This is a genomic window from Planktothrix rubescens CCAP 1459/22, assembly GCA_904830895.1.
Lineage (GTDB): Bacteria > Cyanobacteriota > Cyanobacteriia > Cyanobacteriales > Microcoleaceae > Planktothrix > Planktothrix agardhii.
This window is the reverse complement of record LR882958.1, coordinates 624913-649347: the sequence shown is the minus strand read 5'-3', so window position 1 is coordinate 649347 and position 24435 is coordinate 624913. Positions and strand designations below refer to the sequence as shown.

Annotated in this window: 26 protein-coding genes and 1 pseudogene; 17 read left to right on the top strand and 10 right to left on the bottom strand. The window is 39.6% G+C overall.

All coding sequences use genetic code 11. The features are described 5' to 3' along the window. Nucleotides 1-372: 372 nt before the first annotated feature. Entirely contained in the window at nt 373-1464 is a 1092-nt protein-coding gene (locus tag NMG86_RS03200) for an ISAs1-like element ISPlr1 family transposase (protein ID WP_026795269.1), read from the bottom strand. Between the two features lie 39 nt (nt 1465-1503). Further along, nucleotides 1504-1683, bottom strand: a complete 180-nt coding sequence (locus NMG86_RS03195) for a hypothetical protein (RefSeq protein ID WP_144018191.1) — start codon at nt 1681-1683, stop codon at nt 1504-1506. Nucleotides 1684-1721: 38 nt separating this feature from the next. On the opposite strand from NMG86_RS03195, the gene NMG86_RS03190 reads away from it, so the two are divergent. The 8 genes from NMG86_RS03190 (at nt 1722) to NMG86_RS03155 (ending at nt 7782) form a co-directional block, all read left to right on the top strand. Further along, nucleotides 1722-2240 (top strand): DUF4330 domain-containing protein, encoded by a 519-nt coding sequence (locus NMG86_RS03190; RefSeq protein ID WP_026788635.1) that lies wholly within the window; start codon nt 1722-1724, stop codon nt 2238-2240. Between the two features lie 145 nt (nt 2241-2385). After that, nucleotides 2386-3078, top strand: a complete 693-nt coding sequence (bchM, locus tag NMG86_RS03185) for a magnesium protoporphyrin IX methyltransferase (protein ID WP_026788634.1) — start codon at nt 2386-2388, stop codon at nt 3076-3078. Between the two features lie 166 nt (nt 3079-3244). Further along, nucleotides 3245-3661 carry a hypothetical protein gene (locus NMG86_RS03180; RefSeq protein ID WP_026794831.1) on the top strand — a complete coding sequence of 139 codons (417 nt, stop codon included), beginning with the start codon at nt 3245-3247 and terminating at the stop codon, nt 3659-3661. Nucleotides 3662-3738: 77 nt separating this feature from the next. Continuing rightward, nucleotides 3739-4503, top strand: a complete 765-nt coding sequence (gene map, locus NMG86_RS03175) for a type I methionyl aminopeptidase (RefSeq protein ID WP_026796990.1) — start codon at nt 3739-3741, stop codon at nt 4501-4503. Nucleotides 4504-4534: 31 nt separating this feature from the next. Further along, the gene (gene kaiB, locus NMG86_RS03170; RefSeq protein WP_026788631.1) at nt 4535-4837 is read left to right on the top strand and encodes a circadian clock protein KaiB; all 303 of its coding nucleotides are present in this window, start codon (nt 4535-4537) and stop codon (nt 4835-4837) included. A gap of 254 nt (nt 4838-5091) precedes the next feature. After that, complete coding sequence (gene kaiC, locus NMG86_RS03165) at nt 5092-6654, top strand: circadian clock protein KaiC (protein WP_026788630.1); 1563 nt, start codon at nt 5092-5094, stop codon at nt 6652-6654. Nucleotides 6655-6725: 71 nt separating this feature from the next. Then, nucleotides 6726-7526: a tetratricopeptide repeat protein gene (locus NMG86_RS03160; protein WP_043938867.1), complete on the top strand. Its 801-nt coding sequence runs from the start codon at nt 6726-6728 to the stop codon at nt 7524-7526. A gap of 106 nt (nt 7527-7632) precedes the next feature. Beyond that, complete coding sequence (locus NMG86_RS03155) at nt 7633-7782, top strand: hypothetical protein (RefSeq protein WP_162144795.1); 150 nt, start codon at nt 7633-7635, stop codon at nt 7780-7782. 198 nt (nt 7783-7980) lie between these two features. Here NMG86_RS03155 and NMG86_RS03150 read toward each other — a convergent pair whose 3' ends face one another. Then, nucleotides 7981-8496, bottom strand: a complete 516-nt coding sequence (locus NMG86_RS03150; RefSeq protein WP_026796988.1) for a helix-turn-helix domain-containing protein — start codon at nt 8494-8496, stop codon at nt 7981-7983. Between the two features lie 181 nt (nt 8497-8677). On the opposite strand from NMG86_RS03150, the gene NMG86_RS03145 reads away from it, so the two are divergent. Together NMG86_RS03145 and NMG86_RS03140 are read left to right on the top strand one after the other, a co-directional pair. After that, entirely contained in the window at nt 8678-8860 is a 183-nt protein-coding gene (locus tag NMG86_RS03145) for a hypothetical protein (protein WP_026788627.1), read from the top strand. 201 nt (nt 8861-9061) lie between these two features. Beyond that, complete coding sequence (locus tag NMG86_RS03140; RefSeq protein WP_026796987.1) at nt 9062-9526, top strand: hypothetical protein; 465 nt, start codon at nt 9062-9064, stop codon at nt 9524-9526. Nucleotides 9527-9606: 80 nt separating this feature from the next. Here NMG86_RS03140 and NMG86_RS03135 read toward each other — a convergent pair whose 3' ends face one another. The 3 genes and pseudogenes from NMG86_RS03135 to NMG86_RS03125 all read right to left on the bottom strand — a co-directional run. After that, nucleotides 9607-10047 carry a PIN domain-containing protein gene (locus NMG86_RS03135; protein ID WP_026788625.1) on the bottom strand — a complete coding sequence of 147 codons (441 nt, stop codon included), beginning with the start codon at nt 10045-10047 and terminating at the stop codon, nt 9607-9609. Next, nucleotides 10047-10325, bottom strand: a complete 279-nt coding sequence (locus tag NMG86_RS03130) for a hypothetical protein (RefSeq protein WP_199918608.1) — start codon at nt 10323-10325, stop codon at nt 10047-10049. The genes NMG86_RS03135 and NMG86_RS03130 overlap by 1 nt, the downstream gene beginning before the upstream one ends. A gap of 191 nt (nt 10326-10516) precedes the next feature. Continuing rightward, a pseudogene (locus NMG86_RS03125) lies at nt 10517-11127 on the bottom strand (transposase family protein); the annotation flags it as partial. 96 nt (nt 11128-11223) lie between these two features. On the opposite strand from NMG86_RS03125, the gene NMG86_RS03120 reads away from it, so the two are divergent. Beyond that, a complete protein-coding gene (locus NMG86_RS03120; RefSeq protein WP_026788623.1) occupies nt 11224-11793 on the top strand; it encodes a hypothetical protein in 570 nt (189 codons plus the stop codon). A 423-nt stretch (nt 11794-12216) separates the two neighbouring features. Next, the gene (locus NMG86_RS03115; RefSeq protein ID WP_026788622.1) at nt 12217-14340 is read left to right on the top strand and encodes a DNA-binding protein; all 2124 of its coding nucleotides are present in this window, start codon (nt 12217-12219) and stop codon (nt 14338-14340) included. Here the strand turns inward: NMG86_RS03115 and NMG86_RS03110 are convergent. After that, nucleotides 14311-14646 carry a type II toxin-antitoxin system HicB family antitoxin gene (locus NMG86_RS03110; RefSeq protein WP_081694435.1) on the bottom strand — a complete coding sequence of 112 codons (336 nt, stop codon included), beginning with the start codon at nt 14644-14646 and terminating at the stop codon, nt 14311-14313. The two genes, NMG86_RS03115 and NMG86_RS03110, sit on opposite strands and share 30 nt — an antisense overlap. A 235-nt stretch (nt 14647-14881) precedes the next feature. On the opposite strand from NMG86_RS03110, the gene clpS reads away from it, so the two are divergent. Next, nucleotides 14882-15175 (top strand): ATP-dependent Clp protease adapter ClpS, encoded by a 294-nt coding sequence (gene clpS, locus NMG86_RS03105; RefSeq protein ID WP_026788621.1) that lies wholly within the window; start codon nt 14882-14884, stop codon nt 15173-15175. On the opposite strand, the gene NMG86_RS03100 is transcribed toward clpS, so the two are convergent. Continuing rightward, on the bottom strand, nt 15172-15384 hold the full coding sequence (locus NMG86_RS03100) for a hypothetical protein (protein WP_043938869.1): 213 nt from the start codon (nt 15382-15384) through the stop codon (nt 15172-15174). The two genes, clpS and NMG86_RS03100, sit on opposite strands and share 4 nt — an antisense overlap. Then, on the bottom strand, nt 15365-17149 hold the full coding sequence (locus NMG86_RS03095) for a DnaJ domain-containing protein (protein ID WP_043939416.1): 1785 nt from the start codon (nt 17147-17149) through the stop codon (nt 15365-15367). The genes NMG86_RS03100 and NMG86_RS03095 overlap by 20 nt, the downstream gene beginning before the upstream one ends. A 63-nt stretch (nt 17150-17212) precedes the next feature. Here NMG86_RS03095 and hypE point away from each other — a divergent pair, with 63 nt between their 5' ends. Continuing rightward, the gene (gene hypE / locus NMG86_RS03090; RefSeq protein WP_026796985.1) at nt 17213-18259 is read left to right on the top strand and encodes a hydrogenase expression/formation protein HypE; all 1047 of its coding nucleotides are present in this window, start codon (nt 17213-17215) and stop codon (nt 18257-18259) included. Nucleotides 18260-18515: 256 nt separating this feature from the next. Here hypE and thyD read toward each other — a convergent pair whose 3' ends face one another. Continuing rightward, the gene (gene thyD / locus NMG86_RS03085) at nt 18516-19442 is read right to left on the bottom strand and encodes a thylakoid membrane protein ThyD (RefSeq protein ID WP_026788617.1); all 927 of its coding nucleotides are present in this window, start codon (nt 19440-19442) and stop codon (nt 18516-18518) included. 135 nt (nt 19443-19577) lie between these two features. Here thyD and NMG86_RS03080 point away from each other — a divergent pair, with 135 nt between their 5' ends. The 3 genes from NMG86_RS03080 (at nt 19578) to NMG86_RS03070 (ending at nt 24373) form a co-directional block, all read left to right on the top strand. After that, nucleotides 19578-21221, top strand: a complete 1644-nt coding sequence (locus NMG86_RS03080) for a DUF3352 domain-containing protein (protein ID WP_043938871.1) — start codon at nt 19578-19580, stop codon at nt 21219-21221. 273 nt (nt 21222-21494) lie between these two features. Beyond that, nucleotides 21495-22733 carry a glycosyltransferase family 4 protein gene (locus NMG86_RS03075; RefSeq protein WP_026788615.1) on the top strand — a complete coding sequence of 413 codons (1239 nt, stop codon included), beginning with the start codon at nt 21495-21497 and terminating at the stop codon, nt 22731-22733. 371 nt (nt 22734-23104) lie between these two features. Next, nucleotides 23105-24373 carry a HEAT repeat domain-containing protein gene (locus NMG86_RS03070; RefSeq protein WP_052338614.1) on the top strand — a complete coding sequence of 423 codons (1269 nt, stop codon included), beginning with the start codon at nt 23105-23107 and terminating at the stop codon, nt 24371-24373. Nucleotides 24374-24435 lie beyond the last annotated feature (62 nt).

Sequence of the window (24435 nt, the reverse complement as noted above, 5' to 3'; positions counted from 1 at the left end):
AAATTTAAAATTTTTGATGGTATAGCAACCGCCAAGGCAGTTAAGACACCAGACGGATCTTGGAACCCAGACGGTAAAGTGTTTTCCCCCGGTGTTCCCTCCCCCCCTAGCCCTGCCGGGCACGGGGGGTTTGGGGCAGGGCTGTTTCATGTTTGAAAATTATAGCCTACTTTTGGGTCATAATTCTCAAACATGATAGCTATTTTCCGAATAATTAATATTTCATATAATTGCTATATTAATATTAATTATAGGAGGTATTATCTAAGCAGCATAAATATTCTTATTCCCTATGGAGTAAGACTTACATTCCCGATTTTTATCTATTTTTCCTAAATTAATTGCTCTATTTTTTCATTTTTAACCTTCGGATTAAGAGATAGCCACTAATTTCTCCCAATGATTTCCTAACCACCTTCTTCCCTCTGTTATTGACAAAAATCCTAAACCTCTGAAAATATTCAATCCTAGGGTGTTGAGCAGTGCCCAATTAGTCGCGGCTTGTACTTGATGAATTTTCATACTATCCTCTTTAAATAACACATCTTTTACCCAATGAACTTGATTCTCAATCCCCCAATGCCCTTTAATTTTTTTGGAAAAAAAATCCGCCTTTTCCCAGATACTACTTATATAATAAACCGTTTCTCTATAAGGCTTTTTTCCTCTGTATCCCCACCTTTCTACCTGAATTATACTTTGAATATGTTCCCAAGGGCTTTCAATTTTTATCGAATTTTTAAACACTGATACCCGACGAGTTATTTCTCGTCCATGACCCCTCTCTTTTTGAGTATCTATACTTTCAGCTTTCGTCGTTTTTGTAATTTTTTCAATTTGATTATACAGTTTGATTTGATTCTTTTTAACCGCGATTAAATAATCGTTTTCACTCTCGATAATCTTTCGGACTGTGGTGACATTACAATGTAACGCATCCGCAGTTATTAACTTTCCTTTTAGACCACATTCTTCTATTATCCCTTGGGCTACAGCTTGTTCTGAACCGGTTTTACTCTCGAACTTTTCCGTCGCTAATACTAATCCGGTTTCTTGACTAAATAGAGATACCATTATTACCATGTTTTGCTGCTGATTGCCTGGGTCTTTTACCGTACTTCTTAAACTTTTTCCATCTATTGCTAATCCCTCTATTCCCTTTAATTTAGGAGAATTCTCTCTTGACCATTCTTTTACTATTTTGCTTAAATCCTTCTCGTCTACTCCTCTCATCACCCTCCTTATTGTTGAATAAGATGGCATTCCTTGGCTATAGATATTGAATGTTCTTTTCAGGATAACTTCGTTGGCTTTGACAAAATATTCCATCTCTCGATATCCTTGATGCCCTGACATCACCCCTAAAACTACTACTAATAGCACTTCCCATAAACTATACCTTTTTCCCTGATTTTTTCGGAAATCCTTGACTTCTTTTAAATTTTCTATTAAACTTGTTAGCATCTTTATTTTAGAAAAAAATGGTGATCGCTCTCCATTTTATCAGGTGGCGATCGCTCTTTCTTTACTCTTTTTCACCTGACTTTGAAACAGCCCTGGGGTTTGGGGGGGGGCTGTTCCGGTGTTCCGGTGTTCCCTGCTATAACTTGACCGTGGGTTGTTCTGTTTGTCGCTGTTTCCTTGAATTTTTCCCTCTAATACAGGTTTGGTGTCAATCGACAAGGTTCAATCCTTTGTAAAACTTATTGTGCATTTGTTCTATGAAAATTTTAGATTCTCAAGGTCGTCTCTTTGGTAGGATTAGCATTCTCGATTTCGGTGCAGCTTTAGTAATTTTACTGGTGCTGTTTGGGATTTTCTTTTATCCAGGCACATCGGGTTCAGTGGCTCAAGTCGGTGTGACAACCCGCCCCGTGACCATAGATGTTTTGGTGGTAGGACTCAAAAGCAGTAACGCCAAAGAATTATTTAAAACCGGAGAAAAAACTAACTTAATTATTCGGAATCAACCCTATGGTCAAGTTACTTTGAATAAAGTCAATTTTTTACCCAGAATTATCCCCGTGACTCAACCGGATGGCACATTAAAAGCCCTACCTGACCCCACCGCCGATAATCTATTTAATAATAATTTGCTTTTAACCTTAGAAGGAAAAGGTCAAATCACCGAGACAGGCCCAGTTTTAGGCAATATCAAAATCAAAGTGGGTACTACCGTTGAACTTGACGGCAAAAACTACAACTTCAACGGTACAGTCATCGACGTCCGCGTTCAATAAACGGCACACTAATCCTTTGGGTAATGGGTAATGGGTTTTGGGTAATGGGTAATAGAAAGAGTCTGCCTCTCCTGATCCCACTGCCCCCTCTGCTCCCGTATACCTTACAATGAAGGTTTGGACGGAATTAATTTCAAACAAACCCATGAGTGTAGCAGACGAGAAAACCGTAGTTCGGGATTATTTTAATAGCACAGGATTTGATCGGTGGAGACGCATCTACGGTGACGGTCAAGTGAATAAGGTGCAACTTGATATCCGTCAAGGACATCAACAAACCGTCGATCAGGTCTTGGAGTGGTTAAAAGCCGATGGTAACCTGCCGGGTTTAAGCATCTGTGACGCGGGATGTGGTGTGGGTAGTTTGAGTATTCCCTTAGCAGAGGCTGGAGCCATCGTCTACGGTAGTGATATTTCCGAAAAAATGGTTGCTGAAGCCTATTATCGGGCAAAAGACCGCCTGAACGTGATCCAGAAACTCAGCTTCACAGCCCAGGATTTAGAAACCCTACAAGGTCGCTATCATACGGTGATTTGTTTGGATGTTTTGATTCATTATCCCCAAGATCAAATTCCTGAGATGATTTCTCATCTGTGTGCCCTAGCCGAATCACGGGTAATTTTGAGTTTTGCTCCTAAAACCTTAGCATTAACTATACTCAAAAAAGTTGGGGAATTATTCCCAGGGCCGAGTAAAACTACTCGTGCTTACCAACATAAAGAAGCGAATATTGTTAAAATTTTTAGTGACAATGGTTTTTCGATTCAACGACAAACTATGATCGGGACTAGCTTCTACTATTCCCGGTTAATTGAAGCAATACGCAATACGGATTAGGAGACACACAAAAGGGAACAGGGAACAGGCAACAGGCAATAGGCAATAGGCAATAAGCAATAAGCAATAAGCAATAAGCAATAGTTTGCTCCCCCTGCTCCCGGTGCTCCCCCCGCTAATACGGCTTTAATGGTGTTCCACGCTCTCTCGGTGGGGAGGAAAAACGATGCAGTTCCTGAAGGTAATCACAGCGAGTTTATTAGTTCCGGTGGGAATGGGTTGTTTATTAGCGATCGCCACGGAATTAATTAATCCTAATTCAACTGCTGATGGTAGACTCAGTATTATTTTAGGGGGATTAATTTTAGGTTTACCTTCCTTGGGAATTGGGGGATGGGTCGCATGGGAATGGTATCAAGAACGCCGTCAAAAAAATCAAGCTCGTTCTCGACGGATTAGTTCTATCTTTTGGCATTTAGTTAAAGTTCAAGGAGGGGAAATTAGTATCCAAAAATTAGCTCAATATACCCATTTATCCCGACTCGAAGCTAAATTATTTTTAGATAAAAAATCTCAAGAGTTAAATGGCAAATTTGAACAAAAATCAAACGGTGAAATTATTTATCATTTCCACGTTGATTAGTATTTGTGGTTATTTTTATGATATCGTAGTAGAAACGCTGATAACCTGCGAGACACATCCAGATTTTTAACAAACAAATGGGCAGTGAAACAATTGTTCTTTTATCCAGTCGAGAAATCGAAAAAATGCGCCAAGCCGGACGTCTGGCGGTGCAACTGTTAAATTATCTCGAACCGATGATTAAACCTGGGGTGAGCACCCTAGAACTCAACGATGAAGCCGAAAGCTGGACACAGGAACATGGCGCTCGCAGTGCCCCATTGGGCTATCATGGATTCCCCAAATCAATCTGTACCAGCGTTAATGAAGTCATCTGTCATGGTATCCCCAACGCCAAACAGATTCTCAAAGACGGGGATATTATCAATGTCGATGTTACCCCCATCCTAGACGGCTATTATGGTGATGTGTCTCGCACCTTTTTTGTGGGGACGCCTTCGGCCATTGCCCAAAAATTAGTCGAAGTCACAGAAGAATGTTTAAGGCGAGGAATTGAAGCCGTTAAACCCGATGGACGGGTGGGGGATATTGGGGCAGCTATTCAAGAATATGCCGAAGCCCAGGGCTTTTCCGTCGTCCGGGATTTTGTCGGTCATGGGGTGAATACGGTATTTCATACCGCCCCCCAAATTCCCCACTATGGAAAACGGGGAAAAGGAAAACGTCTACGTCCGGGGATGGTCTTTACCATCGAACCCATGATTAATGAAGGGACTTGGGAAGCCAAAGTCCTAGAAGATGGTTGGACGGCTATCACCAAGGATCAAAAACTCTCCGCCCAATTTGAACATACCGTTGCGGTTACAGAAACAGGTGTGGAGATTCTCACCCTAGCAGACTAAGTGGATGTTACTTATTAACCCCTAAAAATCTATGAGCCCTCTCCAAAAAACTTATGTCCTTAAACTCTATGTGGCTGGAAATACGCCTAATTCAGTCAGGGCGTTAAAAACCCTGAAAGACATCTTAGAACAGGAATTTCAAGGGGTTTATGCCTTAAAAGTGATTGATGTGCTTAAAAATCCTCAACTGGCGGAGGAAGACAAAATTTTGGCAACCCCTACCCTCTCCAAAATTTTACCTCCCCCGGTGCGGAAAATTATTGGGGATCTGTCCGATCGCGAAAAAGTCTTAATTGGGCTTGATCTTCTTTACGAAGAACTAATGGATGAATGAAACTAGCCGATACTTTTTTGCTAACGTTTGTTAACAAATACATAAGTCAAGATGTTCTCTCAACCAAGGCGTATCAACCAATGCACGAAAGAAAATCCCTCAAGTTCCGGTATTTACCCCTATACAATAGTTTCTCAATTTGATCACCCCATCTCCCGCCTTTGTAGGTTGGCTTGGCGGGGGAGTGTCAATGTTCCAGATTTTGTGGTAAATGTAGCATTATTATCAGCTACGTTTTTTAAAATTTAAAATTTATGACTGAAAGTTCTCAGGATATCGAAAGTAATGAACGCAAACTAACCGGGGTGCAAAAAATCCGCACCATGATAGAGGGATTTGATGATATTAGTCATGGGGGAATGCCTATTGCTAGAGCTACTCTAGTTAGCGGAACGTCAGGTACCGGAAAAACCTTATTTGCAGTTCACTTTCTCTACAACGGAATTGTCTATTTTGATGAACCAGGGATTTTTATTACCTTTGAAGAATCACCCACAGATATTATTAAAAACGCTTCTAGTTTTGGATGGGATCTGCAAAAATTAATTGATGAAGGGAAACTATTTATCTTAGATGCTTCTCCCGACCCAGAAGGACAGGATATAGTCGGAAATTTTGACCTATCTGCATTAATTGAACGGATTCAATATGCTATTCGTAAATATAAAGCTAGACGAGTATCAATTGATTCAGTAACGGCTGTCTTCCAACAATATGATGGTGCTGGAGTGGTGAGACGGGAGATTTTTCGACTGGTGGCGCGACTGAAACAGGTGGGAGCCACTACGATTATGACAACGGAACGAGAGGCTGAATATGGCCCCGTGGCTCGGTTTGGGGTGGAAGAATTTGTCTCCGATAATGTCGTAATTTTGAGAAATGCTTTAGAAGGAGAACGACGTCGGCGCACGGCGGAAATTCTGAAATTACGGGGAACAACCCACATGAAAGGGGAATATCCGTTTACGATTACTAATGATGGAATTAGTATTTTTCCCTTGGGTGCGATGCGACTTACCCAACGCTCGTCTAATGTTAGGGTTTCTTCTGGGAATACAACCCTGGACAAAATGTGTGGGGGTGGTTTCTTCAAAGATTCGATTATTCTGGCGACCGGAGCCACGGGAACAGGTAAAACTTTATTAGTTAGTATTTTTCTGGAAAATGCCTGTAGAAATGGTCAACGAGCTCTGTTATTTGCCTATGAAGAATCCCGATCTCAATTATTTAGAAATGCGAGTTCCTGGGGAATTGATTTTGAAGAAATGGAAAGCAAAGGTTTACTGAAAATTTTATGTAGTTATCCTGAATCTACTGGTTTAGAAGATCATTTGCAAATTATTAAATCGGAAATTTCCGACTTTAAACCTGATCGAATTGCGATTGATTCCTTATCAGCTTTAGCGCGAGGGGTGAGTAATAACGCCTTCCGTCAATTTGTGATTGGGGTGACTGGTTATGCTAAACAAGAGGAAATTACGGGATTTTTCACCAATACAACCGATCAATTTATGGGGTCTAATTCTATTACGGATTCCCATATTTCAACGATTACCGATACCATTTTGATGCTGCAATATGTGGAAATTCGTGGGGAAATGTGTCGGGCGTTGAATGTGTTCAAAATGCGGGGTTCCTGGCATGATAAAGGGATTAGAGAATATACTATTAGTGAGAATGGCCCGGTAATTACGGATTCTTTCCGTGATTATGAACGGATTATTAGTGGTTCTCCTAGCCGAATTTCTGTTAATGAAAAGAATGAATTATCTCGAATTATTCAAGGAGTTCAAGGGAGAATTGATTTGGATGAATAAGTTGTTAAGGATTTAAACTATAGCCATCCTAATTCGTAATTCCCTATTCCCTGTTCTGATTAATACCTAAAATGCGTTGGTTTCACCGAATTATAGTTCTATTTTTCAGTATCCTGATTTTTACTTGGGGAAATATAACCCCCCTAGGGGCTGAAAATCAATCCCTATCTTCTGATCTGGATACCTTACTTGAACAAGCATTTACTGCTACTCAAAAGGGTCAATTTTCCCAAGCAGAAACCTACTGGACTGAAATTATTGATCAATATCCTGAAAATCCGGCGATGTGGAGTAACCGAGGCAATGTTAGAGTTAGTCAAAATCAACTAAATCCGGCGATTTCTGACTATAATCAATCTATAGAATTAGCTCCTAATTTTCCTGATTCCTATTTAAACCGAGGGGTGGCTTATGAAGGTTTAGGAGAGTGGGAAAAAGCGATCGCCGACTATAATCAGGTATTAGCAATTAACCCTAATGATCCTGTGGCTTATAATAATCGAGGCAATGCGGAAGCGGGATTGGAAAAATGGTCAGCAGCCCTTTTAGATTATCAGACCGCCAGTGATTTAGATAAAAATTATTCCTTTGCGCGGGGGAATTATGCCTTAACATTATATCAATTAGGAGAAACTGAATTAGCCCTAAAAACCATGAACAATCTAGTGCGTAAATATCCTAATTTTGCCGATATGCGTGCCGCCCTAACAGCCTGTTTATGGGATATTGGAAAACCAGGAGAAGCCGAAAGTAATTGGGTAGCTGTAGTGGGACTGGATGCTCGATATAAAAATATTAATTGGGTAAAAACCGTTAGAAGGTGGCCGCCAAAATTAGTAACAGCCTTAAACAATTTTCTGAATTTGAAATAGTCTGATATTCAGGACTTACGCACCCAATTAAAGAAACCGGGTTTTTTTACCAAAATACTTCGTTTTGACCAACAGATGCTCTAAAAAAACCGGTTTCTGGAGCCTCATGCGTAATAAAGATCGTTTATTCCCTGACTGGCGACAAAACATGATCCCTAATTTGAGAAAATTACAACAAATTCTCGGAATTAATCAAATTATTGAGAAACTGGATAACATTAATCATGTTATTTTACTGCGTTATTTCCAGAGGTAAAGGATAGGAGATGTTGCTAAATAATTTTGCTTTTATTAGCAATTGCTCCTCTTCTGAAAGTGCCTGGATGATTTGTACTAAAGATTCAATGAGTTTTGTGTTCATAGCTTAGAAATCGACTAATAAATCAGTTAGAATTAGATTATAACAAAAAAAATAAGAGCGATCGCTCCAGTAAAGTTCGGAGATAGGGCAGACTTACTCCTCGAAGTTCACCTGCTTAACCACCTCTAAAGGTATCTCTAGTATCTCTGCAATTTGCTCGTCGCTCAAACCAAATTGCCGTAATTTACCAATTTTTTCAAAATCAGCTTGATTATTGCGATGAAAATCAGGAGTTTCGGGCTGACTTTTCTCTGGGGTAGGAGTAGAATGAGTAGAAGGATTTGAACAATTGTTAGTATAGCTAATTTTATTGTTTTGAAAAGTATTATAATCACCAAGATTTATGTTTTGATTTATTTGCCGTTCTAAAACAGATTCAAGATTACTTTTCTTAACTTGTTCGCCAAAAATATCAGATAACATTTGTAAAAGTTCGTGACTAGCTTTCTTAATGTGTTTGGCACTATAGCCATAAGTTTCTGCAACGTCAGCATACTTTTGACGATTCAGTATTCCTCCGATAATCCTTCGCTGCAAGTCATTTAGATGTTTGCCTGTCTTGGTGTAGACAGTTTCATCGACAAATTGCAATATTTGAGGACTGTCCATAGGTGGGATGGTGAGATAACTGTAGTTACTATAACCAACTTTTCCCAACTTTTTCCAACTTTTTTGCTTTGTATACCAGTTGTCGATCGCAATTCTAGGAAGATCCAACTTTTTCCAACTTTTTTCGCTTTACATAGACGGTACGATCGGTCTAGCATGAAAAAAAATTAGGAGGTGTTTTATGGCAAAAGATCGAGTTTGGCCAAAAAATTGGAATACTTACTCTGAATTGCCTGGATATCAAGTTAAGTTTAACGTTGATACATCATCAGGTCTTGTAATAGGCTTTCTTGTAGCACCTGCCAGTGAATCAGATCCAGATGATAACCATGTTCATTATTGGTATAACAACCAATCTAGGTAATCTGGCTACCAAATGAAGAGTGGAGGTAGGCATTTTGCTTCGAGTTTTTCTGATTATGTTATCGAGGATATAGGACAAAAACTGCCTAATCTCTTGATGAAATAGATTTCTATAGTTTTAGGAGTAAATATAATTTTGAACAGCGATGTTTATTCCTAACTATTCACGTACAAAATACATAAGAAATCTCAAAATATTACAATGTCAATAAATAAATACGACTGGCAACAAATTGAAACATTTGATGAAAAAGTTGGATGGCAAGTATCGCTATTGTATGAAGTTTATAATATCAGTCGCAGTTTTGCTAGACGTTTTGGTAAAGAAGAAGAAGAAGAAGAAGAGGATGATAACGGAAGAATATATAGGTGGAATTACAAGGATGACACTGTTGAGATTAAGCATTATGTGAGACTCCATAATAATGGAAGGACAGGATCTGATGTCAGCATCAATCTAGGATCTCTTGGCACCAATGTTTTTTCAGTATACTTTTATGGGATAAATCATTCCCAGCGTAGTATCTCTTGCTTTCGCATAGGTTCTTGGCTCAATCATATAGAGTCTTTAAGGTTAAAACTAGAACCAATTGAGAAAGCAGAAGAAAAAAAAAGGAAGGAACAGGAAGCAAGGGAGCGAGAAGAAAAATTCGGGAGGCTAGACTGAATTACTCAAAAGCGCGATCGCCCTTACGAACAAAACTAAGTGTGATCGCCTTTTTCTTTCTCATCATTATCAAATCACTTTCACGACAAACCTTCTTCCACAATTTCTCGGATTTCTCTAACAAATTGTGCTGGAGTTTGAATCATTAACCCGCTTTGTGCAGCAACTTCAGCAGTAAAATCTTTAGTATTTAAACTCAACAGGCGGTCAACATTTGCCAGAACAGCCGCCGCTAAAATCGGGGTATCTTTAGCTTCAATAATATCGGCCCAGCGCAATGATTCTTCTAGTGATGGATCGGGTTGAAATTCAGGGTTAATATTAGCCAGCAATTGTGTAAAAATTGGCAAAGACGCAGGTAACTTTTTGCGTAAGTTGCGATCGCATTCCTCCAAAACTTGCTGGGATACAACCAACTTGAAAAGACCAATCTCAGCCATTGTCAGCACAGCACGACTAGCTCCAGTTCGCGATCCACATCCGGCAATTAACACGCTAGAGTCAGCAAATATCCTACGCATCAAACCTGTTTCTCCAGCCAAATCGCCTCTCGCTCTGTTTCTAAACCCGCTAATAAATCAGTTAAATCTACATTTTCATTTTCCATAATAGAGACAATCTGATCGATTAGTTGGGGAACTTGAGGTTGTTTTGGAGCAAGCAAAATCAGATTACCTATCTGAAGTAATACCAGCATATCTCCCTGATTAACATTGAGAGAATCTTGTAATAACTGGGGAATGGTAATTTCCCCTCCTTGTCCCAGAATAATAGGGAATTGTTGAATTTCTACATCCATATTCTTGTAAAGTTATTGTCACTACTATATTTAGATGATTATACTATCGAGTTACCCTGAGTTGGTTACAATCATCTTTACAGACCTGCTACAGCTTTGACGCATGACCCCAGAGCCCAACTCTTCCCCACCCAATCCGATCGCAGCTATTAGTAGGATGCGTAAGCTCCGCGCACGCACCAACCCACAGTTTATAATAAATAGACCTCTTGCAAAAAAAATCTATGCCATAATAGCAAACTTTTACTTTCAGACCTTAGTGTCAACTCATAATTATAAATGGCTGACAACAAATTACAACGAAGACCATAACGGCGGCGACGATTCCGATAACGACTCGATAAGATTATGAAAATTTTCAGACTCCGATTAACGTGTTCAATCACAATTCGTTGATGAGCTAAAGCTAGATTATAGTCCTTTTCTAAGACCGAAAGATTGCCATTTTGGGGTTTCTTTTTGGGGACATAGCTATTAAAATGATAATCCTTAATCCCTTGATATCCACTATCTTGTAAGCTATCAGTTTCGGGGTGAAAATGAATTTTACTTTTTTTGAATAAGCTGAAGTCGTGGCAATGTCCTTGTCCAAAATCTGTACAAATAATCTGTTTAGTTTCTTGATCAATTACTAACTGAATTTTGAGCGTGTGATTTTTTTTCTTTCCTGAGTAACATTTTTTCTGTTTTTTTTCGGTCTTTCAATAGTTGTTTCCGTAACATCCATCACTACGATTTTAGGATAACCAGAATCTTTAATTAATACTTTTTTTCCCGGAATACGAAACTTTCCTGTTGGCAAAGTCGTAAACTGAAATCCGAACTTAAAAAAACCTATCCTATTATTCAGACTACGGTTAACAATCTTCCCCAACAAGTTGATCAACCGCGATCGAATTTGAACCAGTTACAAATAGAGTTAGCAGATACATTAAAAGTGTTATCGATTTATTCTAATCAATTAGGTAGTTTAGAGGAGCAACAATCTACGATTAAAACTAATTTAATCAATTATCAAAAACGAGTTAAAACTATTTCTAAATTAAAATTTAACTCTAATTCAGAAGCAACAATCACATTTTTAAAGTTTTTTAGTGATTATGTTGAAGAAAAGTATTTAGAACAAATTAAATCGGATTTAAGAAGTTTAAATAGTGGATTTGATCTCTTGGAAAATGCGATTAAAACTATAGAAGGAATTATTAATATTGAACAGACAAAAACTGATCGCAATCTTAATTTAACCATTGCTGTTGTTGGTACAGCTTTAAGTATGAGTGGTATTACTGCCAGTGTTTTATCCACTCAAAAAGAGAGTCCTAAATCTCATACTGACTTTTCTTTTCTGGCTTCTCCTGCTTTTTTTATTAGTAGTTTACCGATGTTAATTGCGGTTATTATTATGGGATTAAGCTGTTGTGCATTTAAACTGTATATTCCAGCGAGCGAGGACGCTCGCACTGCATAAGATTCAAGATTTCTGCATGACCAATTTAGATGCTGAACAGCTTATCTCGTTTTTTTCGATAATTCTCAAAACCCCCAATTACAAAACCGTAGGGTGCGTAAGTCCTACGCACGCACCAAAACCCAATTTACAAAGAAAAAACAGAGAATTGTAATTATTAAAATTTGAGGCGATCGCTTTTATAAAATTGGTGGGTGGAGATGGGGCGATCGCTTTTTATAAATTGGTGGGTGGAGATAGCGCGATCGCTTTTATAAAATTGGTGGGTGGAGATGGGGCGATCACTTTTTTATAAAATTGGTGCGTGCGAAGATCGCTTACGCACCCTACTTTTTGGCGTGTCGAGAAAGGATAACCCTTCCCTGACACGCTATGCTTAAATTACGATTTCACAGGTGCAACGGTTCAACCCCCTAATTTGCTATGCGGCTGCAACGCCAATTCAACGGACAAACCATCACTCTCGATACCCACACCCCTCTAGGGAGTGGGGGGGAAGGACGCATCTATGGCATATTAGAAGATCCGAATTTAGTTGCCAAAATCTACCATAAACCCAACGACGAAGACGCCGAGAAACTCACCGTCATGTATAACTATCCCCCAGCAACGGCGATGGTTTCCCCGGAAATGACGGCGATCGCTTGGCCCGTTGACCTGCTGCATACCACCGATAATAAGCGCCAAATTGTCGGTTATTTAATGCCCCGGGTGCATAAAGCTACCCCAATTCATATTTTTTATACCCCTAAAAGTCGCCGGGAACAAAAGCCTTTATTTAACTATTTATATCTCCATCGTACCGCGCGTAATTTAGTCGCTTCTATTGCCGATTTACATAGTAGTGGATATATTATTGGTGATGTTAATGAATCTAATATTTTAGTTAGTGATACCGCCTTAGTTACTCTGGTTGATACCGACTCCTTTCAAGTTAGAGATCCCGATACCGGGTTAATTTATCGCTGTCCCGTGGGAAAAGCCGAATTTACCCCCCCAGAACTCCAGGGACAAGCCTTTCGGGACTTAAACCGTACCCCCGAACAGGATCGGTTTGGACTGGCGGTATTAATTTTTCTGTTATTGATGGAAGGGACTCACCCCTTTTCCGGCGTTTATCAAGGCAGTGGCGACCCTCCAGCCATTGAGTCTAGGGTGCGGGCGGGTCATTTTGTCTATGGCACAAAACAGGTTCCCTATCAACCCATGCCCTATGCTCCTCCTTTTGAAATCTTGTATCCAAAATTGCAACAATTATTTATTCAATGTTTTGAAACTGCATATAATAATCCCCAACTTAGACCCGATGCGAAAACTTGGTTAATAGTATTAAAAGAAGCTGAAGCGAATTTAATTACCTGTAATCAACAATCAGAACATCGTTATGGTAATCATTTAAGCCATTGTCCTTGGTGTGATCGCACAGAAAAATTAGGTGGGCGCGACCCATTTCCTTCCCGTTTAGCAGTTAAACAAAAACAGAATTTACAACCCCTCAAACGCAAACGAAAAAGAGTTTTAAATAATAAACCTGTTCCGGTTAATAATCGTCCTTTATTCACTCCGCCAAACCGTTCTATTTTTGCTCAACCAACAGCTAAAAAAACCTTAGTTTTGCCCCAAGCTCCTAATTTTTATCTCCAAAATTTATTAGGTAATATATTTGAAGGAGTTGTCTTAGGCGGGTTGTGGGGAACGTCAGTTTTATCAGCAATTATTGCCCTAATTGTTGCTTTTGTGCAAGGAAAAGAAGCAATTATTGGCGGGTTAATGGTGGGGGCAATGTGGGGGGCATTTATAGGGATAGTAATTAGTGTGTATCTCCCTCCACCGGGGGGATTAAACCGAGTATTGGCGTTAATTGTGGGGGGCTGGTCAGGGATTTTTGTGGCGGCGGTAATTGCCGGATTAATTTTAGGAGTATGGAACACCGAACCCCTAATTGGTCAAACCTTAATGTGGGGGGCTTTAATGGGCATGGTTTGGGGTGCGGTTTGGCATTTATTTAAACCTCCTTTATCCTTACCTCATATTGGACGATTATGGGGAAGACGTGGGGCATTTGTTGGGGGAGTTTGGGGGTCATATTTAGGAACTTTAGGGGGAATTTGTTTAGGGATTTTAGCCGTAGGTTGGCAACAATTTGAACAAACTAATTCTAATATTAATTCTACCTCAAATTCTTCGGAAATTGCCCTAAGAATAATGGCAACGGCGATTGTGGCGGCGGGTGTGGGAACTATTGGTGGAAGTTTAGCCGGAGGGTTATTTGGAACTGTTGGAGGCGCTCCCAGTTTGCCTTTATCCCTAAATTTATATGGACGAAGGGGAGCTTTTATTGGGGCAATTTGGGGTAATTTTTTAGGGGCAATTTCTGGAGCAGGTTTAGGAGTTTTAGCCGCAACAAGTTTTGCTAATTTTTTAGATACTTCTGCAACAACAGGCACAACTTCTTTATTAATTGGTTCAATTATTGTATCGGCTGGAATTGGCAGTATTTGGGGGATGGTTTCCGGTTTAATTTGGGGAGCTTTTGGCAAACTTTAAGGGTTGTTGTTGTTTGTTAGTCGAAGTGTTAATTCTATTGAAAGTTTTATCAGGAATATGAATCACTAAAAATGCGATCGCATCTTGATGATCACTATCGCTTAAAATTGTTTCTAGGGAACTGGGAACTGGAATTTCATCTCTATCAGCAACCATTAAATTAATATGACCTATTAAGGCTTCTTGAGCTATAATTTGTGTGGCTTCTATAGTTTCTTCCGCAGTAATACAACCCGGAAAATCATAAAACTGCACTCCATAATCACTGTCAGTATCTTTATGAACAGTAGCAATATAATAAGTCATTGTATCATTTTCTCAATTAGCAACTGCATCTGGATCATCACCAGTCCTTAAAATCATTTCTAACCAATTGACAACCACAATACTCATTTTAAGGTATAATGATTCTAAATCACTTCCAAAAACCTCAATCATTCAGGTTTGGGTTGAGAGGATAAAAAATTATTGTTTAATTTGTATTGTGTTTGAAATTGGGGTTATTGATATGAATATGGGAATTTTAGCATCTATTCGCGGCATGGCAAGTTCACCCACTATTGCACCAACTCGCTCTCGTCAAACTGTTAATCAAACCTATCCTAATTATAAAGTCATTGTCTTGAACGATGATTTTAATACCTTTGAACACGTTTCTAATTGTTTGATGAAATATATTCCTGGGATGACCGCCGATAGCGCCTGGGAATTAACAAATCAAGTCCATTATGAAGGTCAAGCTACGGTATGGGTTGGCCCCCAAGAACAAGCGGAATTATATCATCAACAATTAAGTCGAGAAGGCTTAACAATGGCGCCTTTAGAAAAGGCTTAATATTGATTAAAATTAACTGGATTTGATAGAATAAAATACCTAATTCTGTCATCAATTTGCCATATAGGGTCTTTTCCAGTTCCACCAAATTTTGCAGGTGGGCGAAATGCTGGTAAACTTTCAATTGCAAGAGAAACAGACATTCCTTTTGTATTCCTGACTGCAACAGTAACAATTTCTCCTCGAAAATCACGTTTGACTCCATTCATTTAAAAAAGTCTCATAGGCGTGATTAATTCTTTGCATAACTGCGATCGCTTCTGATTTAATGTTATGATCAGGATGATATTTTTTTGCTAATTGATAATAGGCTTGTTTAACTTGATTAAGTGTTGCCTGGGGATGTACTCCTAATACTTGCCACCAATTTTGATAACGTTCAAATTCGATTAATTCTGGTATACCTAATTGTTGATACCAGAGTTGTAAAATACCCTTTTGACTTCCACTAACTAATCGTTGACCATCGGGACTAAAGGCAACGGGAGAACAACCGGAGAGCGTTTGCAATAATTCTCCGGTTTTCCAATTCCATAATTTAACCGTTTTATCCACACTTCCACTCGCCAAAATTTGGCTATTTGGACTCAAAGCTATTGAAAAAATAGCGGCGGAATGTCCGGTTAATGTCCGAATTAATTGCTGATTTTTCCAATCCCAGACTTTAATTGTATTGTCAGCACTTGCACTGATTAAAATTTGATTATCAGGACTGAATAAAACCGAAGTCACCCAGTTAGAATGTCCGGTTAAAACCATAGGATTTTGATAGGTTTTAAGATCCCAAATTCTAATGGTTTGATCAGCACTACCACTGGCTACAAATTGACTCTGAGAACAGATAGCTACAGACCAAACTCCATCAGTATGTCCGTTCAAAATTCGTTTAGATTGTCCGGTTTTAAAATACCAAAGTCTAACGGTTTTATCGCTACTTCCACTAATTAAAATTTGATTGTCGGGACTAAATACAAGGGACGTAATAATTCCCATATTTTTTTCAGGAAAATTCAGATCCAATAAAGTTCGATTCAGTTGTCGAGTCTGAAAATTCCAGAGGGTAATTCGACCATTAACACTCCCCGTGGCAACTATTTCTGAATTAGGACTAATGGCAACGGAATACATCTCATAGGGCATAAACCAAGTATATTTTTTCTTAATTGTATTAACGTCCCAAATGTGAATATTGCGATCATCACTAGCACTGATCAAAGTTTGACCATCAGGACTAAAAGCCACCGCATGAATTGAATCTTGATGTCCGGCTAAACGTTGTGTTTCTGTCCATAATAAATCTGGTGAATGGGGACGAATAACAAGATTGTGATTTTCAATATTAGGTTTTTCTGTATTTTTTTGAGCAGATGATTTCTGGGGATCTTGAATATTTTGTTTAAGATTTTTTAATTCCTCGTCTAATTCTAAATCATTGAATTTTTGGTTTAATTTTTCTTCTTGAAATTCAGGAATAAGTTCCAATACTTCTAATAACGCGGCGGTATAAAATTCCTGATCTAAAATCCGTTCTTCCATCCGGTCAAAGGCTTGAAATGCTGTTTCTGGGCTTCCGCCAGCATCAATTAATTGGGCAATTCCATATAATCCTAAGCCAACAATTCCGCCAAAAACCCCTAATGTTCCCATACCAATTCCGACGCCTGTTCCCGCAAAACCTAACCCCATTCCTCCCACAACTGAAGAAATTCCTACCCCGGAAATTGCCCCTAATCCTACTGCACCCCAAGCAATAGCATCCCCTTGATTAATAGCTCTAAATGCTCCATAAGTTGCAGCACCCGCCACCGCCCCCACACCCATTAATGGCATTATTCCTAACCCAATTCCCCCAAAACTTCCCACCAATCCAACGCCACCAATTGTGCTATAAATTCCGGCCCCAGTCGTTGCACCGACGGTAATAAATGTTGTACCAGTAGTTGAGTTTTGAGAGAAATTATAATAACTTTTCATGATTTTTTGAAGTTCCGTAAATTTCATTATAGAATTAATAATAATTCTATGAATAACCTCTCTATGACCTCTAATCCAGATTTTAGTTTAACTTGTCCGATTCCGATTCAACAATACCCTCATATTTTACTCGCTCATGGGGGAGGTGGTAAACTAATGCGGCAATTAATTGACAAAATGTTTTTACCTACTTTTGGGAGTTCTAATCAAGTTGAACATGATGCAGCTACTCTACAATTACAGGGAAATAAAATAGCATTTACAACGGATTCCTATGTGGTGAATCCCCTATTTTTTCCAGGGGGAGATATTGGTTCAATGGCAATTTATGGAACCGTTAATGATTTGGCAATGGCGGGCGCTCGTCCTTTATATTTAAGTGTAGGTTTTATTTTAGAAGAAGGTTTACCAATTCAAACCTTATGGGAAATTATTATATCCATGAAAATTGCTGCCGAAAAAGCTCAGGTTAAAATTGTCACGGGAGATACTAAGGTTGTTGATAAGGGTAAGGGAGATGGGATTTTTATTAATACATCGGGTATCGGAATTATTAAACATAATTTAACTATTAATTCCCTATCTGTTAAAGCTGGGGATGCTGTTATTATTAATGGGGATTTGGGGCGACATGGGATTGCTATTATGGCGGTGCGAGAAGGATTAGAATTTGAAACGACTATAGAAAGTGATTCCGCGCCTGTAGCCGATGTGGTTTTAGAGTTATTAGAGGCGGGAATAGAAATTCACTGTTTACGCGATTTAACCCGGGGCGGTTTAGCGAGTACGTTAAATGAAATTGCTACTGCTGCTAAAGTAGAAATTGAAATTCAAGAAACGGCTATTAAGGTATTAGAAGAAGTTAGAGGTGCGTGTGAAATATTGGGATTTGATCCCGTTTATGTTGCTAATGAAGGACGGTTTGCGGTGTTTGTTCCTGAGAAGGATATTGAAAAAACCTTATCAATTTTACAGGCAAAAATACCCGAATCTAGTTTAATTGGTTTTGTGAAACAAACTTCAAATCCTTTGGTTACTATGCAAAGTAGAATAGGAGCAAAACGGATTATTGATATGTTGAGTGGAGAACAGTTACCTCGAATTTGTTAGGGAGTTAATTCATCATGTCATCCGAACCCATTAAGTAGTTGCACAAAATAAATTACCTAGTTGATAGAGGTAACAGCCCCCCCAAACCCCCCGTGCACGGGGGGCTAGGGGGGGGGAGGGAACAGGGTAGAGGGTAGAGGATGTGTAATTAATTTTGTTTAGGTACTTACCTATTACGGATTTAAGAGGACTACGCAGATTAACGCCGATTAAAATTCGTGAAATTCTCTTAAATCCGTGTTTAAAAATACCCAATTTATGAAGAAGATAAAATATCTTCTAGGGCAGGTTTAACCGTCGGATATTGATAATTAAAATTGTAGGATAGGGTACGTTTAGGTAGGACTTGTTGACCTTCGAGAATGACTTGGGCGGCATCTCCTAATAATATTTCCAGGGCAAAATCAGGAACCGGAAGCCAAGACGGACGATTGAGAACTTCCCCTAAAGCATGACACAATTGCCCCATTCTAACGGGGTTGGGAGCCGTGGCATTTAGTACCCCTTCGATTTGAGAATTGGTTAAACTTAATAGGATTAAATTAACTAAATCCTCTCGATGAATCCAAGAAAACCACTGTTCTCCCGAACCCAATGGCCCCCCGGCAAACATTCTAAAGGGAGTTAGCATTTTTCCCAAAGCTCCCCCCATGGCTAAAACAATCCCCAATCTTAAAATAACTAAACGAGTTCCGGTTTCCTTAACCTGTTGGGCTGAGGTTTCCCAAGCTAGACAGACATTGGCTAAAAAATCCTGTCCAGAGGGACTATGTTCATCAAATAGGGCGGTTTCGCTGGTTCCGTAATAGCCAATCGCCGAAGCACTAACCAGGACACTAGGTTTAGAATTAGCTTGTGCGATCGCTTCGACTAATTTTTGGGTAGCCGTAGAGCGACTTTCTAAAATTTCCTGTTTGCGTTGCGGTGTCCATCTTTCGTCGGCAATTCCCGCCCCGGCTAAATTTACCACCCCATCACATCCCGAAATCACCTGTTGCCAAGTACCGGATATGGTGGGAGTGTAACCAATAATTTCTAACTGGGAATAGACATAACTGGGAAATACCCGTTTTGCCCGCTCTGGATGCCGGGTGAGAACTAATACCGAATGTCCTGACTGTTGGAGTCGCTCTACTAAACGACTACCGACAAAACCTGTTGCTCCTGTAACTGCTACTTTCATTATTAATGGCTGAATGCTCGCACCTTTGTCTTTAGAGTTTAACAAATCTTTAGCCATTCCCCCGATAGGGTAACAAGCTAACATAGAGGGAATTGTCCGAAACCTTTGGTGATCACCCCCCGATTAAAAATCATCATGCTGACCCGAAAAAAATCTAAGCTGCTTTTGGCCGTGGCAGCCCTAACTGTATGTGGGAGTGTCGCCGCCGCCTTTTACTTAACAACTGAGCGGCACAAAGCCTATAGTCCCTTAGAAAGTGGCAAACTTGTGCCTGATGAAGCAATTATGGCAACTTATGTGTCAGCAACGCCTCAAGTTTTATCAGAATTACAAAATTTTGGCACACCGGAAGCTCAAGCATTAGTGAGTCGGGGAATAAAAATTTTTCAACAACAGAGTTTAGCTGGGGCGACGATTAATTTTAATCGGGATATTCAACCTTGGATCGGTGGGGTGATGGTGGCTTTACTTCCTACTGATGGAATTAAACCCGCAACAGATGCCCAGTTATTAATGGTTGTGGGAATTAAAAATAAATGGAAAGCTTGGCAATTTGCCCAAAAATTAAACACCTCATCGGAGGTTAAATCTCAACAGAGTCAATATCGAGGGGTGACTCTATCGAGTTATACCGAAAAAACGGGAAAACAATATAACGTGGCGGTGATCAATAATCAGGTGGTAATTGCGGCTAATCCTGAAACCGTGAAACGGGCGATCGATACCTTCATGGGTTCTCCTTCCTTGGTCAGTTTATCGGGAAAATCTGACCTGTTTTTTCAAAGTGCAAATCTTGCTAATCCTTTAGTGACGGTGTTTATTACCGATTATGATCGGTTAACGCAGGATTTAAGTAGCACTTGGCCAGAAGTTTTGAGTTTATCCGGTCAATCTATATCTTCCCTGAAACCCATTCAATCTATGGTAATTGGAGTTGGGGTAGAAGGGGATGGGATGCGCTTAAAAGCGATGGCTCAGTTACGTCCCAATGGCAAGGTATCCCAACAACCACCGGAATTTGGGAAAATGATCGATCGTTTCCCCAGTGACACCCTGGCTCTGGTAAATAGTCATGATCTGCATCAAATTTGGTTACAGTTTTTAACTTTGGGGGAAAATAACCGGGATTTGAATAAGATCATTAGTCAAATTCGTTTGGGACTGCAAGCAATTAATTTAGATGCGGATAGGGAGGTGTTTGGCTGGATGGATGGGGAGTTTGCCTTGGCTGCGATCGCTTCTGAAAAAGGAGTATTAGCGTCCTTGGGATTGGGGGGAGTTTTGTTAATTGAAACTAGCGATCGCCCCGCCGCAGAAATAATGTTAAATAAACTCAATACTCTGGTTGCCGGGGGCAATCCTCCGATTAATATTGAACAACGGAGTTTATCTGGAATTGAGGTGACAGAATGGAATGACCCTAAACAGGGAACACTATTCGGACATGGCTGGTTAAGTCCCAATGTGATGTTTGTTGCCTTTGGGGGGCCAGTGGTGGAAGCCATGACTCAGAATCCCACCAATCCCCTGAATCACAGCCAACGATTTCAAGAAATTAGCAAATCCCTACCCAGTTCTCACCATAGTTATGTCTATTTGGATATTGAAAAAATTACTTCTTGGGCGATGGGATATCTATTAGCATCTCCGGCGATCGCCCTTCAACCCAATAGAATGACTATACTAAATTCAATTCGAGGTGTGGGAATTAGTGCCAGCTTTCCCGATCCTTCGCAGGTTGAGGTAGAAATGCTATTGGTACTCAAACCCAAAACTTAATCACGGATTTAAAGGATTATAGCAGGGAACACCGGAACAGCCCCCCCAAACCCCCCGTGCACGGGGGGTTTGGGGGGGAGGGAACACCGGAGGAAAAGACTTCACCGTCTAGCTTTGCTGCATCACTCTTTGTCCTAATAGGTCTGGCGACTGCTATACACAGATTACACGGTTGAGAAAGCAACAAAACTACTTTGCGAAATCAGTGTAATTCGCCTAAATTAGCGATAATTGATCACTGATAACTGATAACTGATAACTGATTTAAAGCGTATGCGGATACTGATTTACTCCTATAACTATTATCCTGAACCGATTGGTATTGCTCCTCTGATGACAGAACTCGCAGAGGGTCTGGTCAGGCGCGGCCATGAAGTTCGGGTAGTTACGGGAATGCCCAATTACCCAGAACGCCGGATTTATCAGGGATACCGAAATAAGTTATATCTGACGGAAGAACGAAATGGGGTGATAATTCAGCGCAGCTATATTTGGGTGCGTGGCCCGAAACCCGGATTATTAGATCGTATGCTACTTGATAGTAGTTTTATGGTGACAAGCATAGTTCAGGCGTTTAACGGTTGGCGACCTGATATTATTTTTGCTACGGTTCCTCCTTTATTGGTGAGTGTTCCGGTGGGTATTTATGCCTGGGTGCGCCGTTGTCCGGTGATCTTGAATATTCAGGATATTGTTTCGGAAGCTGCCTTGCGGGTGAAGTTGGTTAATCCCGATGGTATTGTGATTAAAACTGCTAAATTTGTGGAAAAGTTGACTTATGAAAAGGTAAATCGGATTAGTGTAATTGCGGATGGTTTTGTTGATAAATTAGTGGGACTCGGCATCCCAAACAATAAAATTGCTTATATTCCGAATTGGGTAGATACTAATTTTATTAAACCTTTACCAAAAACGAATAATTCCTTTAGGATTAAGTATCAACTTGAAGATAAGTTTATCGTTCTTTATTCTGGAAATATTGCTTTAACTCAAGGTTTAGAAACGGTGATTAAAGCAGCAAAGTTATTAGGGTCTATTCCTGAAATCTCTTTTGTCATTGCTGGGGAACAGGAGGCTTTACAACAGTTAGAAAAGGTCTGTCAAGAATATCAAACGGAAAATGTTTTATTAATTCCCCTTGAACCCAGGGAAAAATTACCCGATATGTTGGCGGCTGCGGATGTGGGATTAGTGGTGCAAAAAAGACGAGTAACGGTTTTTAATCTACCCTCAAAAATTCCGGTTTTATTAGCCAGTGGTTGTGCTATTATTGGCTCTGTTCCTGATACGGGAACCGCAAAAGAGGTGATTCTTAAAAGTGGCGGGGGAATTGTGGTACCTCCTGAAGATGCGGAGAGTTTAGCCCAGGCGATTACTGATCTTCACAAAAATCCAGCACAATTAGAAGCCTTGGGTAAATCTGGACGAAAATATGCTGAGGAATATTATGGTATTGAACAGGCGTTAGACCAGTATGAACAGTTATTTACACAAGCATTAACCCCCGAATAGCCTATTTTATGTTTACTGTTTGCGGGAGTATGTATTGACACTCCCACGTGTGAACCGCGTGGGATTCTCCTGTCTAGCCCCGATTGCTCGGTATTCATGGAGTTGCCCCCTACTGTTTCCAGAATTGCGTAAGATCGTAGAGAATCTTCATGTTAGTATATCAGGAGGTTGAGAAATCAACAGAGGAAATCCACCGGATTCCAGAAAGATTACCATTCTGTTGAATACAAACAATCAAGCTGGAAACTACACCCAACTAAAAGACAAATTACCTTAACCGATAAAAACAGCCCCCCCTAGCCTCCCCGTGCACGGGGGGTAAACTCAAATTATTGGGTAAATGGGATATCCAAATCTTTTGAAAAAAAATTATGGAAAATTCAGAGATTGATTTTTCACAACAGGAACCGGAAGCATTACTCAATAATATTTTAACTCAGTTAGAACAGGGAGATTTTCAACAACGATGGGAAGTGAGCAAGATTTTACCCAGTTTAGGAACCCCTGTTTTAGAGCCATTGCTTAATATTTTACAAGATGAAACGGCTGATATAGAAATGCGTTGGTTTGTAGCTAGAACTTTGGGTAATTTTAAATCAGAAATCATTATTGAACCTTTAATTAATCTGCTCAAAAATTCTAAATCTGAACCAACAGAAGCAGAAATATCCCTGCAAGAAATAACGATTATTACTTTATCAAATCTAGGAAATTCAGCGATCGCACCTTTAATTCAATTATTAGAAAAACCCGATTCTAAATTATTAGCAACCCAAGCCCTAGCTCAAATTCGCCATTCTGAAACTATTCCCCCCTTGTTAACTGTTGTTAATGATCCAAATTCTAAAATTAGAGCGATCGCCATTGAAGCATTAGGTAGTTTTCATGATCCGAGGGTGATTCCGATTTTATTAGAGGCTTTAAATGATCCCGTTGCTGATGTGAGAAAACAAGCGGTAATTGGATTAGGAGTAAAATTAGATTTATTAGAAAATATCAATTTAGTCGAAAAACTTAAACCCTTATTATGGGATATTCGACCGGAAGTTTGTCAACAAACTCAACTCGCCTTAGCCCGTTTAAAAACCGATGAAGCCGCCGCCGCATTATTTGAACAAGTACAATCTCAAAGTGTTCCCCTTTCCTTAAAAATAGATGGGGTGCGTTCCTTGGGATGGATCGAAACTGCTAAAAGTTTGGATTATTTACAGGAAATTCTCTTGACTTTTGATCCTCAATTCAATCTAAATTCAAATCCAGAAACAATAGAAAAAATTACCCTAGTTAGAGAAATTATTCCGTGTATAGGAAGATTTGAAACCTTGGAATTGAGAAAACAAGCCCATCAAATTCTGGTCAATTTTATTAATAGTAATCATCCGGCAATTTCCGATCCTAAAACAAAACAATTGATTGCATTAGAATTGGGAAAACTAGGATTAATCGAGGCAATTAATCCCTTAATTAAGCTTTTGGTTGATCCGAATCCCTCAGTACGATTCCATTGTATTTCAGCCTTAAAACAAATTGAACCCGAACAAACCTATCAATATTTACAAAATTTATCCCATCAAAAAGATATTAGTTCTGATATTAAACAAGCAATTCTAATCGCTTTATCGGAAATCAGTAATCAGTAGACACCTGCTATATGTCTCTACTGATTACCGATAAATGTTTACCAATAACTATTTACTGTTTA

What these genes read in the sequence shown, in the direction of transcription:
- NMG86_RS03200 (WP_026795269.1), bottom strand. Translation starts at nt 1,464, where the DNA reads ATGCTAACAAGTTTAATAGAAAATTTAAAAGAAGTCAAGGATTTCCGA.
- NMG86_RS03190 (WP_026788635.1), top strand. Translation starts at nt 1,722, where the DNA reads ATGAAAATTTTAGATTCTCAAGGTCGTCTCTTTGGTAGGATTAGCATT.
- bchM (WP_026788634.1), top strand. Translation starts at nt 2,386, where the DNA reads ATGAGTGTAGCAGACGAGAAAACCGTAGTTCGGGATTATTTTAATAGC.
- NMG86_RS03180 (WP_026794831.1), top strand. Translation starts at nt 3,245, where the DNA reads ATGCAGTTCCTGAAGGTAATCACAGCGAGTTTATTAGTTCCGGTGGGA.
- map (WP_026796990.1), top strand. Translation starts at nt 3,739, where the DNA reads ATGGGCAGTGAAACAATTGTTCTTTTATCCAGTCGAGAAATCGAAAAA.
- kaiB (WP_026788631.1), top strand. Translation starts at nt 4,535, where the DNA reads ATGAGCCCTCTCCAAAAAACTTATGTCCTTAAACTCTATGTGGCTGGA.
- kaiC (WP_026788630.1), top strand. Translation starts at nt 5,092, where the DNA reads ATGACTGAAAGTTCTCAGGATATCGAAAGTAATGAACGCAAACTAACC.
- NMG86_RS03160 (WP_043938867.1), top strand. Translation starts at nt 6,726, where the DNA reads ATGCGTTGGTTTCACCGAATTATAGTTCTATTTTTCAGTATCCTGATT.
- NMG86_RS03155 (WP_162144795.1), top strand. Translation starts at nt 7,633, where the DNA reads ATGCGTAATAAAGATCGTTTATTCCCTGACTGGCGACAAAACATGATC.
- NMG86_RS03150 (WP_026796988.1), bottom strand. Translation starts at nt 8,496, where the DNA reads ATGGACAGTCCTCAAATATTGCAATTTGTCGATGAAACTGTCTACACC.
- NMG86_RS03145 (WP_026788627.1), top strand. Translation starts at nt 8,678, where the DNA reads ATGGCAAAAGATCGAGTTTGGCCAAAAAATTGGAATACTTACTCTGAA.
- NMG86_RS03140 (WP_026796987.1), top strand. Translation starts at nt 9,062, where the DNA reads ATGTCAATAAATAAATACGACTGGCAACAAATTGAAACATTTGATGAA.
- NMG86_RS03135 (WP_026788625.1), bottom strand. Translation starts at nt 10,047, where the DNA reads ATGCGTAGGATATTTGCTGACTCTAGCGTGTTAATTGCCGGATGTGGA.
- NMG86_RS03130 (WP_199918608.1), bottom strand. Translation starts at nt 10,325, where the DNA reads ATGGATGTAGAAATTCAACAATTCCCTATTATTCTGGGACAAGGAGGG.
- NMG86_RS03115 (WP_026788622.1), top strand. Translation starts at nt 12,217, where the DNA reads ATGCGGCTGCAACGCCAATTCAACGGACAAACCATCACTCTCGATACC.
- NMG86_RS03110 (WP_081694435.1), bottom strand. Translation starts at nt 14,646, where the DNA reads ATGACTTATTATATTGCTACTGTTCATAAAGATACTGACAGTGATTAT.
- clpS (WP_026788621.1), top strand. Translation starts at nt 14,882, where the DNA reads ATGGCAAGTTCACCCACTATTGCACCAACTCGCTCTCGTCAAACTGTT.
- NMG86_RS03100 (WP_043938869.1), bottom strand. Translation starts at nt 15,384, where the DNA reads ATGAATGGAGTCAAACGTGATTTTCGAGGAGAAATTGTTACTGTTGCA.
- NMG86_RS03095 (WP_043939416.1), bottom strand. Translation starts at nt 17,149, where the DNA reads ATGAAAAGTTATTATAATTTCTCTCAAAACTCAACTACTGGTACAACA.
- hypE (WP_026796985.1), top strand. Translation starts at nt 17,213, where the DNA reads ATGACCTCTAATCCAGATTTTAGTTTAACTTGTCCGATTCCGATTCAA.
- thyD (WP_026788617.1), bottom strand. Translation starts at nt 19,442, where the DNA reads ATGAAAGTAGCAGTTACAGGAGCAACAGGTTTTGTCGGTAGTCGTTTA.
- NMG86_RS03080 (WP_043938871.1), top strand. Translation starts at nt 19,578, where the DNA reads ATGCTGACCCGAAAAAAATCTAAGCTGCTTTTGGCCGTGGCAGCCCTA.
- NMG86_RS03075 (WP_026788615.1), top strand. Translation starts at nt 21,495, where the DNA reads ATGCGGATACTGATTTACTCCTATAACTATTATCCTGAACCGATTGGT.
- NMG86_RS03070 (WP_052338614.1), top strand. Translation starts at nt 23,105, where the DNA reads ATGGAAAATTCAGAGATTGATTTTTCACAACAGGAACCGGAAGCATTA.